Origin of the sequence: Oryzihumus sp. (genome assembly GCF_036391795.1) — a bacterium.
In the GTDB taxonomy this organism is placed as follows: Bacteria; Actinomycetota; Actinomycetes; order Actinomycetales; family Dermatophilaceae; genus Oryzihumus.
Window position 1 is genome coordinate 1 of record NZ_DASVZH010000165.1, and the last position, 11109, is coordinate 11109.

Here is an 11109-nt window from a genome sequence, read left to right on the forward strand (position 1 = left end):
GGAGCGCCAGGGACCGCGCCAGGCTGCCGTCCCCGCCGACGAGGACGTGCTGGCCCTGTCGGTCGGCGAGGGCGCCCCAGCCGTCCCCGATGCCGGGGTGGACGGCGGCCAGCATGTCGGCGTCGGGGCCGAGCGTGGCCCACCGTGCCGCGCCGAGCGAGCTCAGGCAGGCGCGGTCGGTGGGCTGCTCGACGAGCAGGTCCAGGCCGCGCAGGGTCTCCAGCAGCGTCTCCACCCGCTGCGGGGGGATGCCCGCGGCGGAGGCCTCGGCATACAGCAGGGTGTGCCCGGTGGTGCCGTCGAGCCGTTCCAGCCAGCGCACCTCGGCCTCGGAGAGGCCGTCCAGGACGGCGCCGGCGGGCGGGGCCAGGCCGAGCTGGACGGTGCCGGGGGCCCGCAGCAGCGGGCGGGCGTGGGACTTCAGGCGGGGGCGGCTCATGGGGCCTCCAGGCGTGGGCGGCGTCGGGCGTGTCCCGACGATGCCAACCCTCAGCAGTGGCAAACCGATGTTTCCACAGCCAAACGGCACACATGAGTACTTGTACGGGTGGGGTGCCGGCCCCCGGACATGCCGGCGGGCGGGACCGAGCCGATGCTCGTGGTCCCGCCCGCGGGCGAAGCTACCTGGGGGGCGCTCAGGCCTTGCCGAGGATGCGGTTGAGGTTGGTGCCGCACACGGGGCACTTGCCCTTGGCCATGCGGCGGCCGTTCGTCTCGACGACGTTGCCCTCCGCCTCCCGCTTCTCCTTGCACTTGACGCAGTAGAACTCGCCCTTGTAGGTCTCGCCGGTCTCAGCCATGACTGAATGTCTCCTTGTAAGTTCCTGGCCGCTCTGTACGGCGCCGGACTGCGGCCACCCTAGACCAGCCTGAGCACGGAGTCCGGCATTGAGGGGTGTTTCCACGCACGGAGCACCCCCTCACTACCCTCGGCCCATGAGCGAGCAGAGCTGGTGGGAGCGCCCCTACGAGGACCTGCGGGTCGAGTGCCGGGAGGCTTCGGGGCGGCACGTCGCCGTCGTCACCTTCGACCTGCCCCACCGGCGCAACTCCATGAGCGAGGCCATGACGGCCTCGTGGGTGCGCCTCGTCGCCGCCCTGCGCGAGGACACCGACCTCGCGGCCGTCGTGGTCACGGGGGAGGGCAGTGCCTTCAACGCCGGTGGTGACCTGTCGTGGATCGTCTCCGAGCCCGACGCCCAGGTGGCCGACCTGCGCCGGCGGATGCTGGCCTTCTACCGGTCCTGGCTGTCGGTCAAGACCCTCGAGGTGCCGGTGATCGCCGCGGTCAACGGCCACGCCATCGGGGCCGGGTTCGCGCTCGCGCTGGCCTGCGACATCCGCTACGTCGCCGAGACGGCGCGCCTAGGGGTGCCGTTCACCAGCCTGGGCCTGCACCCCGGCATGGCGACGACCTGGTCGCTGCCGAACGTGGCCGGCGCGGCGGTGGCGCGCGACCTGCTGCTGACCGGGCGGATCGTCACCGGCGCCGAGGCGGTCGGCCTGGGGCTGGCGTCCCTGGCCGCCCCCGCGGACGAGGTCCTGGACCGGGCGCTGGAGGCGGCCGAGCGCGTGGCCGCGGCCGCGCCCATCGCCACCCGGCTCACCGTGACGGCCCTGCGCGACGGGGGGCACGCGACCTATGAGGACGCCCTGCAGTGGGAGGGCCTGGCCCAGGCGGTCACCCTGGCCACCGAGGACCTGCACGAGGGGATCGCGGCGGCCGCCGGCAAGCGGGCGCCGACCTTCCACGGGCGCTGAGCGGCCCCGGTCCGGCGGCGTCCGCGGGCCCGCTGCGGCCGGACATGTCGGGAGGAAACCCCCGAGTGCTCGGGTTTTCGTGCTGGCGTGACTTATGTTCACCTCATGGGGAAGGACGAGGTGGAGGTCCGGCGCAGTCGTCGACGGCGTCGCACCGTCAGCGCCTACCGTGAGGACGGCCGCACGGTCGTGCTCATCCCCGCACGTTTCAGCGCCGCCGAGGAACGACAGTGGGTGGCCACCATGGTGGGCCGTCTCGAGGCCGGCGACCGCCGGCGCAGCCCCAGCGACGAGCAGCTGGCCCGTCGGGCCGCCGAGCTCGCCGAGCGCTACCTGGGCGGGCTGGCCAAGCCCACGAGCATCACCTGGGTGGGCAACCAGAACAGCCGGTGGGGGTCGTGCACGCCGGCCGACGGCTCGATCCGCATCTCCACCCGGCTCAGGGGCATGCCCTCGTGGGTGCTGGACTACGTGATCCTGCACGAGCTGGCGCACCTGCTCCAGCCCGGGCACGGCCGGGAGTTCTGGTCGATGCTCAAGGCCTACCCGCGCACCGACCGCGCCCGCGGCTACCTCGAGGGCGTCGCGGCCGCGGCCGGGCTGGCGCTCGACGCCGAGGACGACGTCGAGACCGACGTCAGCTGACCGGCAGGGAGTCCCGCGCCGCGGCGATGAGCCGGGGCAGCTCCTCACCGGCGTCCGCCGGAAGCCCGTCGACCGGCCACCAGCGCACGTCGAGGGACTCGGCACTCACCTCGTGCCCGCCGTCGCGCTCGGCCACCGCGGCGAACCGCAGGTCCAGGTGCTCCCGGCACCGGCCGAACGAGCCGACCAGGGTGTGCCGGTCCACGTCCACCAGGGCGGGGTGCACCTCGAGCCCGGGCAGCCCGGACTCCTCGCGGGCCTCCCGGGTGGCCGCGGCGAGCACGGAGGCGTCGCCGGGCTCGTAGTGGCCACCGAACTGGAACCACTGGTGCGCCTTGCGGTGCAGCGTCAGGAGCACGTGCCCACCGGCGGGGTCGAGCACCAGGCAGCTGGCGGTCAGGTGCGCGGGCGGGCCCTGCTTGGCCATGGCGTCCGGGTGGGCGCGCAGGTGCGCGAGGACGTCCTCGCGCCGGGCGTCCTGCTCGGCCGTCGGGGCGTTCCAGCCCTCCAGGAGCGCGGTCGCGTCCGCGTGCAGCCGCCGGTATGCCGGGTCCAGGTCCTCGCTCACGCGTCCTCGCCCGCAGGGCCCGCCGCCGGGCCGCCCTCGCGCAGCATCTTCTCCAGCGCGGCGTCCATGTCGTCGCCCTGACCGTGCGAGCGGGAGCGTTCGACGAACCCCAGCGGGTCGTCGAGGTCGGCCGCGGTCGGCGCCACGTCGGGGTGGGCCCAGGCGCCGTCGCGGGCGGCGACACCGCCGCCGGCCTCCAGTGCGGCCCACAGGTTGGCCGCGTCGCGCAGCCGGCGAGGCCGCAGCTCCAGGCCGACCAGCTGGCTGAACAGCCGCTCCGCGGGGCCACCGGAGGCCCGGCGGCGGCGTACGGACTCCACCAGGGCGGCGGCGTGGGGCAGGTGCGCCCGGGTCGCCTGCTCGGTGACCACGTCGACCCAGCCCTCGACCAGGGCCAGGTAGGTCTCCAGCCGGGTCAGCGCCGCCTGCTGGGCCGCGCTCGGCTCGGGGGAGAACAGCCGCGAGCCCAGGGCCTCCTGCATCGCCTCGGGGTCGGAGGGGTCGATCTGCTGCATGGCCTCCTCGATGCCGGCCATGTCGAAGCTGATGTCGCGGGCGTAGGCCTGGACGGCCTCGACCAGCTGGGAGGCCAGCCACGGCACCTCGGCGAAGAGGCGCACCCGGGCCGCCTCGCGCACGGCGAGGTAGATCCGCACCTCGGGCTCGTCGACCTCCAGGCCCTCGGCGAAGGCGGTGATGTTGGCCGGCAGCAGGACGATGGCCTGACCGGGCACGAGGGGGAGCCCCACCTCGGTGCCGGTGAGCAGGTCGCCGGCCAGCGCGCCGATCGCCTGACCCGCCTGGGCGCTGAACATCGAGCTGCTCATGCGGGTGAGCATCGGCTCCATCTGGCCGAGCATCGCCGAGGGGTCCATGCCCGGAGGCAGACCCGGCACCGTGCCGCCGGCCTCGCCGAGCTGGCTGCGCATCGCCTGGACGATCGCGGCGCTGACCCCGCCGGCGACCGGCTCGACGAGCCGCTGCCACACCGGCATCGTCTGCTCGACCCACTCGGACCGGCTCCAGGCGCGGGCGACTGTGCTGGTCGCGGCGAAGTCGGTCACCGGGTCGAGCCACAGCTCGGCCACCGAGACGGCCTCCTCGACCTGGCGCCGGGCGACCTCGCCGACGGTGGCGTCACCGGCCGCCGACACGGTCTGCCGGGCGATGTTCGTGGCCATCGCCGGGTCGAACGGGTCCGAGCTCCCGCCGGAGAACATGGCCTTCACCTGGGCGGTGAGCATGCCCATCGTGGCGGGGTCGAGCTTGTCGATGCCCATGGCCGACAGGGCCTGCTGCAGCTGGGGGTTGTCCGGGTTGGACAGGAACGACTGGAGCATCTGCTCCAGGTCCGGCTCGTTGCCGTGGGGCTCCTCGGGATCGGGCTCGTGTGACGGGACAGGGGGATTGGACACGCGGGGCTCCTTGGCCTCCTGAGAGGATGTGCTTCCCTCAGATAACCATGCGGAGGCCACAGTGAGTTCCCCCCGGGGCAGGGTTCGCTCTCGGCGCAAGGCCATGACCGTCGCGGTGGCCGGTGCCGCTTCACCCGTCGGGGAGCAGGTGGTGCGCGCGTTCACCGCGCCGCCGCCCGACGGCCAGCCGTCGCCGTTCGGCAAGGTCGTCGCGCTCGACGCCGAGCGCGGGGCGGCCGACGCCCACTGGCGGCTCGTCGACCTGGTCTCCCCGGCTCTGGCCAAGGCCCTGCGCGGGGTCGACGCCGTCGTGCACGTCGCCGCGAGCACCGACCTGGCCGCGGACCTCACCGTCTCGCCGCGGACCCGGCGCGAGCGCGCCGTGCTCCAGGTGCAGACCCTGGTCACTGCGGCCGCGGCCGCCGGCGTCGCCCACCTGGTCGTGGTCACCAGCGCGATGAGCTACGGCGCCTCCCCGTCCAACCCGGTCCCGCTGGAGGAGGACGCCCCGCTGTCGGCGCAGCCCGACGAGGGGCTGGTCGGCGACCTGCTGGCCGTCGAGCACGTGCTGGAGACCGCCCGCACCGTCCACCCGGGGCTGACCGTGACCGTGGTGCGCCCGGCCGCCCTGGTCGGTCCGGGGATCGACACGGTCCTGACCCGCCACTTCGAGGCGCCCCGGCTGCTCACCGTCAAGAGCGGCCGGCCGGCGTGGCAGTTCTGCCACGTCGAGGACCTGGCCCGGGCGCTCGCGGTCGTCGTCGAGCAGCGCCTCGCCCCCGTGGTCACGGTCGGCTGCGCCGGCACCCTGAGCCAGGAGGAGGTCGAGCAGGTCTCCGGGATGCGGCGGGTGGAGCTGAGCGACGCGGTCGCCCTCGGCACCGCCGAGCGGCTGCACCGGGTGGGCGTCCTGCCCACTCCCGCGAGCGACCTGGCCTATGCCATCTACCCTTGGGCCGTCTCGTCGGCGACCCTGACCGCTGCGGGGTGGGAGCCGACGCGCGACAACGCGGCCTGCCTCGCGGAGCTGGTGCACAGCATCAGGGGGCATCATGCGGTGGCGGCCCGGCGGATCGACCGCAAGGACGCTGCCTTGGGGGCGGCCAGCGCGGCCGTGGCCCTGGTGGGCACCGCGGCGATCATGCGGCGTCGACGTCGCAAGGGAGGTGGAGCGTGAGCAGGGTCAGTGGTGAGCCGGTCGACACGGCCGTGGCGCTGGCGGACGTCCGCGAGCAGGCGCTGTCCGTCGACGAGGCGCTGACCGCGGTCCGCCACCCGCACGCGGGGGGAGTCGCCACCTTCGTCGGCGTGGTCCGGGACCACGACCACGGCCACGACGTGGCGTCGCTGGACTACTCCGCCCACCCCACCGCCGCCGACGTGCTGCGCCGGGTCGCCGAGGAGGTGGCCGGGCGCCACGACGTGGTCCGGGTGGCGGCGGTGCACCGCACCGGTCACCTCGAGGTCGGCGACCTCGCCGTGGTGGTGGCCGTGAGCGCCGCCCACCGGGGCGCCGCGCTGGAGGCCTGCCGCGACCTCATCGACACGCTCAAGGGGACGGTCCCGATCTGGAAGCACCAGCTGTTCGCCGACGGCGCCGACGAGTGGGTGGGTATGCCGTGAGCGCTGCTCCGGAGCCCGGCTCCCGTCCGGCCCACACCGGGATCAGCCGCCGCACCGCCGGCTGGCTGGTCGCGGCCTTCCTCGTCCTCACGCTGGGTGCCGTCGCCAGCCTCGTGCACCTGCCCTACGCGATCCTCAAGCCCGGGCCGGCCTTCAACACCCTGGGCCGGGCCACCGACGGCAGGGACCTGATCTCGGTCAAGGACCGGGGCACCTTCCCGACCAGCGGGGCCCTCGACTTCACCACCGTGTCCGTCTACGGCGGGCCCGGCAACCCGGTCAACGCCTGGGACGTCCTCATCGGCTGGCTGGACAAGTCCAGCGCCGTCCTGCCCGAGCAGGAGATCTTCCCGAAGGGCCAGACGAGCAAGCAGATCGAGTCCCAGAACCTCGCCGACATGACCGACTCCCAGCAGGTGGCCGTGGCGGTGGCGCTGCGCAACCTCGGGCTCACCGTGCCCCAGGTGGTCGGGGTGGCCCAGGTCCAGCCGGGCTCGCCGGCGGCCGCGCAGCTGCGCCCCGGCGACAAGCTGCTCGCCGTCGACGGGGTCAAGGTCACCGACGGAGCCGGGATCCGCGAGGCCATCCAGAAGCACCAGCCGGGCGAGTCCGTCCGGCTCACCGTGCGCCGCCGCAGCGAGGTGCTCACCCTGGACGTGCCGACCAAGGCCTCCGGTGGGCGCACCGTCCTCGGGATCGTCCTGCAGACGACGTTCGACCTGCCGGTCAACGTCGTCATCGACGCCGGTGACGTGGGCGGGCCGTCGGCCGGCCTGATGTTCTCCCTCGGCGTCTACGACAAGCTCAGCCCGGGGGCGCTGACCGGCGGGCAGCAGATCGCCGGCACCGGCACCCTGGCCCCGGACGGCCAGGTGGGCCCGATCGGGGGCATCGCCCAGAAGATGGTCGGCGCCCGCCGCGACGGCGCGCGCTGGTTCCTCGCCCCCGCGGACAACTGCAACGAGGTCGTCGGGCACGTCCCCGACGGGCTCACCGTGGTGCGGGTCGGGACGTTCGGCCAGGCCCGCGACGCCGTGGAGTCGATCGCCGCGCACCAGACCGGCGGCCTGCCGCACTGCACGGCGACCGCCGCCGCGCGCTGAGGCACGCGGCATACCGGGGGAGCGGGGTCAGTCCTCCAGCGAGGCGGCGAGGGCGTGCACCAGCCCGGGGGCGATGTCCGAGCCCATGGCGACCTTGTCGTCGGAGTCGTGCTCGCGCTGGCGCAGCAGGCAGGTGGACTCCCCGTCGCGCAGCACGGCGACGAGCAGGCGCACGTCCTTGCGCTCCGGGTGGGCGGCCAGGACCTCGCTGGCCTGCTCGGGGTTGTCCGGCAGGTCTCGCTCGGCCTCCGGCGGCACCACGATCCGCTCCACGGCCAGCGCCACGCCGTCGACCTCCTCGGGCCAGGCCAGCCGGCCGAGCAGGGACTCCAGCGAGGAGGTGTTCGGCAGGTTCTCCTGCTCGATGGCGGTGTAGCCGTCGGGGTCGTCGCCCTCGGGGACCTGGCCGCGCAGGTGCGGCTCACGGGCCAGCAGGTCCTGGGTGCGCACCAGGGCGAACAGGCGCGGCGGCTGGTCCCACCCGGCGGAGGCGACGTGGCGTTCCGTCTCCACGGCCGAGGTCACGAGCGGGCTGAACACCGGTTGGAAGGCACTGGTCACGCGCCCATCGTCCCGCATGGCCGCCCGGGAGGTGGATCGCGGGGTGGCACGGGGCGAACGGCCCGGGAACCGGCGGCGTCCTGAGTAAGTTGGACTCATGTCGGGCACGCGCGCACGAGCGCGGCCCCGGGCGAGATGGGCGTGCTGGTGAGTCATCGAGAATGGTTCGACCGCGGCGACGACGGTGGTTCGGGGGGATCGGGGCGTCCGGCGTCACCGCCGTTCCGGGTGCGCCGCCCGGGCCCGCTCGGCCCGACCCTGGCGATCCTCGTCGCCCTCGTCGTGCTCGTCATCCTGGCCTCACAGCTGTGGACCGAGGTGCTGTGGTTCGACAGCATCGGCTTCGAGCGGGTCTTCACCACCGAGCTGACCACCAAGATCCTCCTGTTCGTCGGTGGCGGCCTGCTGACCGCCGGGCTGGTCGCCTCCAGCCTGGTCATCGCCTACCGGCAGCGGCCGGTCTACGCCCCGGTGTCCCCGGAGCAGCAGAACCTCGACCACTACCGGGAGATGCTCGACCCGGTGCGCAAGCTGGGCACCGTCGGCATCCCGGTGGTGCTGGGCCTGTTCGCCGGGTCCGCGGCCGCGTCGCAGTGGCAGACCTGGCTGCTGTGGGCCAACCGCGTGCCGTTCGGCAGGAAGGACGCGCAGTTCGGCCTGGACATCGGCTTCTTCGTCTTCACCCTGCCCTGGCTGCGCTTCCTCATCGGCTTCCTGACCATGGCGCTCGTGCTCGCCACGGCCGCTGCCGCGCTGACGCACTACGTCTACGGCGGGCTGCGCCTGCAGGGGCGCGGGGAGCGCACCACCACCGCCGCGCGGATCCACCTGTCGCTGCTGCTCGCCGCGCTGGTGCTGGTGCGCGCCGCGAGCTACTGGCTGGACCGCTACTCCCTGACCACCCAGGACTCGCGGCTGATCACCGGCATCACCTACACCGACGCCCACGCCGTGATGCCGACCAAGGCGATCCTGGCGGTGGCGGCGGTGATGTGCGCGGCGCTGTTCGTCGCGACGATCTGGACCAAGTCGTGGCGGCTGCCGATCGTCGGCGTCTCGCTGCTCGTGGTCTGCGCGGTGGTCGTCGGCGGGATCTACCCGGCGCTGGTGCAGAGCCTGAAGGTCAAGCCGTCGGAGAAGTCCCTCGAGGCGCCGTACATCGACCGCAACATCAAGGCCACTCGCGAGGCCTACGGCCTGACCACCGCCCAGGTGCAGCCGTACAAGGCCGAGACCACGGTCTCCCAGGGACAGCTGCGCAACGACGCCGACACCATCCCCGGCATCCGCCTGGTCGACCCGGCCATGGTGTCCCCGACGTTCAAGCAGCTGCAGGCGGTCAAGTCCTACTACCAGTTCCCGGACGCGCTCGACGTCGACCGCTACACCGTCGACGGCAAGCTCAACGACACGGTGATCGCGGTCCGTGAGCTCGACCTGGCCGGGGTGCCGGACTCCCAGCGCGGCTGGGTCAACGACCACACCGTCTACACGCACGGCTTCGGCGTGGTCGCCGCCTACGGCAACAAGCGCGGCGACGACGGCCAGCCGGTCTTCTTCGAGCAGAACATCCCGCCGAGCGGGGCGCTCGGCACCTTCGAGCCGCGGGTCTACTTCGGGGAGTCCTCACCGGACTACTCGATCGTCGGCGGCCCGGCCAACGGGCCCAAGCGCGAGCTCGACTACCCCGACTCCAGCGCCAACGGCCAGCAGAACACCACCTACACCGGCAAGGGCGGCGTGGCGATCGGCTCGTTCCTGCGCCAGGCGGCCTACGCGATCAAGTACCGCGAGCTGAAGATCATGCTCTCGGACACGGTCAACAGCCAGTCACGCATCCTCGATGACCGCACCCCCCGCGAGCGGGTGCAGAAGGTCGCCCCGTGGCTGACCCTCGACGGCAACCCCTACCCGGCGGTCATCGACGGCCGGATCCAGTGGATCGTCGACGGCTACACCACCTCGAGCAACTACCCCTACTCGCGGCTGCAGTCCATCGACAACGCCACGTCCGACTCGCTGACCTCGCGCTCGACCGCCGTCACCGCCCTGGAGCAGGGCCAGGTCAACTACATCCGCAACTCGGTCAAGGCCACGGTCGACGCGTATGACGGGTCGGTCCACCTCTACGCGTGGGACAACCAGGACCCGCTGCTCAAGGCGTGGTCCAAGGCGTTCCCGGGCACGATCGAGCCGATGAGCGCGATCAGCGGCTCGCTCATGGCGCACCTGCGCTACCCCGAGGACCTGTTCAAGGTCCAGCGCCTGATGCTGGCCCGCTACCACGTCACCGACGCCGGCTCGTTCTACGGCGGCCAGGACTTCTGGCGGGTGCCGTCCGACCCGACGCAGGAGCAGAAGGTCGTCGACCAGCCGCCGTACTACCTCAGCGTGGCGATGCCCGGCCAGAGCTCGCCGGCGTTCTCCCTGACGACGACGTTCATGCCGCAGGGTGACCGGCAGGTCCTGGCCGGGTTCATGGCGGTCGACTCCGACGCCGGGAGCACCACGGGCCAGCGGCGTGCCGGCTACGGCGCGATGCGGCTGCTGGAGCTGCCGCGGGACACCACGGTGCGGGGCCCGGGTCAGGTGCAGAACGACATCGAGTCCTCGAACATCGGCTCGCCGCGGTTCACCCAGACCCTGTCGCAGTTCCTGTCGCTCAACCGGCAGGGCGGCTCCCACGTCGACCTGGGCAACCTGCTGACGCTGCCCGTCGGTGGCGGCCTGCTCTACGTCGAGCCGATCTACGTCAGCGGCACCGCGGGCTCCTCCTATCCGCTGTCGCGGGTCGTGGTGGTCGCCTTCGGCGACAAGCTGGCCTGGTCGGACACCCTCACGGGGGCGCTCGACGGCCTGTTCGGCGGCAACGCCGGAGCCGTGGCCGGCGACTCCGGGTCCGGCGCCACCACCACGCCTCCGAGCACGGGCACGGGCACCGGGTCCTCGACCGCGCTGGCCAAGGCGCTCGCCGATGCCCAGCGGGCGTATGCCGCGGGACAGGACGCGCTCAAGAAGGGTGACTTCGCGGCATACGGGCAGGCGCAGAAGGACCTGCAGGACGCGATCGCCCGCGCCGTCGCCGCCCAGCCCAAGGGCGGGTCGGTCACCGTGACCCCGTCGCCGTCGGCCACGGCGAAGCCGTCCGGGTCGGCCACGGGCACCGGCTGAGCAGGCGATTTGCCCCGGCCGCACCGCCTCGCGTAATGTTCAGTTCACCGACGCGGGGTGGAGCAGCTCGGTAGCTCGCCGGGCTCATAACCCGGAGGTCGCAGGTTCAAATCCTGCCCCCGCTACTGCGAAGGCCCTGGAAACAGGGCCTTTTTGTTGGGTGCTCCGGACACTGTGGGGCGAACTTTTGCCCAACTTTTGCCCCGCGAGCGGCGGTGCGGAGCGGAAGGGCAACGTTAAACGCAGTCCCGGCACGATGAAG

Annotated in this window: 11 protein-coding genes and 1 tRNA gene; 7 read left to right on the top strand and 5 right to left on the bottom strand. The window is 73.0% G+C overall.

The genetic code is table 11. From position 1 onward, the window contains the following. Positions 1-439 (bottom strand): hypothetical protein (locus tag VF825_RS10200; protein WP_414695819.1); only part of this gene is annotated, 439 nt, incomplete at its 3' end. A 196-nt stretch (positions 440-635) separates the two neighbouring features. Further along, entirely contained in the window at positions 636-800 is a 165-nt protein-coding gene (locus VF825_RS10205) for a DUF5679 domain-containing protein (protein WP_141789218.1), read from the bottom strand. Between the two features lie 136 nt (positions 801-936). Between VF825_RS10205 and VF825_RS10210 the strand changes: the two genes are divergently transcribed. Together VF825_RS10210 and VF825_RS10215 are read left to right on the top strand one after the other, a co-directional pair. Beyond that, complete coding sequence (locus VF825_RS10210) at positions 937-1761, top strand: enoyl-CoA hydratase/isomerase family protein (protein WP_331112840.1); 825 nt, start codon at positions 937-939, stop codon at positions 1759-1761. Between the two features lie 105 nt (positions 1762-1866). Further along, on the top strand, positions 1867-2406 hold the full coding sequence (locus VF825_RS10215) for a M48 family metallopeptidase (RefSeq protein ID WP_331112842.1): 540 nt from the start codon (positions 1867-1869) through the stop codon (positions 2404-2406). Here VF825_RS10215 and VF825_RS10220 read toward each other — a convergent pair. Both VF825_RS10220 and VF825_RS10225 read right to left on the bottom strand, forming a co-directional pair. After that, on the bottom strand, positions 2399-2974 hold the full coding sequence (locus VF825_RS10220) for an NUDIX hydrolase (RefSeq protein ID WP_331112844.1): 576 nt from the start codon (positions 2972-2974) through the stop codon (positions 2399-2401). The genes VF825_RS10215 and VF825_RS10220 overlap by 8 nt on opposite strands. Then, on the bottom strand, positions 2971-4389 hold the full coding sequence (locus VF825_RS10225; protein ID WP_331112849.1) for a zinc-dependent metalloprotease: 1419 nt from the start codon (positions 4387-4389) through the stop codon (positions 2971-2973). Before VF825_RS10225 ends, VF825_RS10220 begins: the two co-directional genes overlap by 4 nt. Before the next feature lie 103 nt (positions 4390-4492). Between VF825_RS10225 and VF825_RS10230 the strand changes: the two genes are divergently transcribed. From VF825_RS10230 to VF825_RS10240, 3 genes are read left to right on the top strand one after another with little or no spacing between them, the layout of a single operon-like run. Next, on the top strand, positions 4493-5566 hold the full coding sequence (locus VF825_RS10230; RefSeq protein WP_331112851.1) for an NAD-dependent epimerase/dehydratase family protein: 1074 nt from the start codon (positions 4493-4495) through the stop codon (positions 5564-5566). Next, on the top strand, positions 5563-6012 hold the full coding sequence (locus tag VF825_RS10235; protein WP_331112853.1) for a molybdenum cofactor biosynthesis protein MoaE: 450 nt from the start codon (positions 5563-5565) through the stop codon (positions 6010-6012). The genes VF825_RS10230 and VF825_RS10235 overlap by 4 nt, the downstream gene beginning before the upstream one ends. After that, positions 6009-7115, top strand: a complete 1107-nt coding sequence (locus tag VF825_RS10240) for a YlbL family protein (RefSeq protein WP_331112855.1) — start codon at positions 6009-6011, stop codon at positions 7113-7115. The genes VF825_RS10235 and VF825_RS10240 overlap by 4 nt, the downstream gene beginning before the upstream one ends. Positions 7116-7142: 27 nt before the next feature. On the opposite strand, the gene VF825_RS10245 is transcribed toward VF825_RS10240, so the two are convergent. Next, entirely contained in the window at positions 7143-7694 is a 552-nt protein-coding gene (locus tag VF825_RS10245) for a PPA1309 family protein (protein ID WP_331112857.1), read from the bottom strand. A 117-nt stretch (positions 7695-7811) separates the two neighbouring features. Here VF825_RS10245 and VF825_RS10250 point away from each other — a divergent pair, with 117 nt between their 5' ends. Both VF825_RS10250 and VF825_RS10255 read left to right on the top strand, forming a co-directional pair. Next, positions 7812-10847: a UPF0182 family protein gene (locus VF825_RS10250; protein ID WP_414695820.1), complete on the top strand. Its 3036-nt coding sequence runs from the start codon at positions 7812-7814 to the stop codon at positions 10845-10847. 51 nt (positions 10848-10898) lie between these two features. Next, positions 10899-10972: transfer RNA gene (locus VF825_RS10255), tRNA-Met, on the top strand. Positions 10973-11109 lie beyond the last annotated feature (137 nt).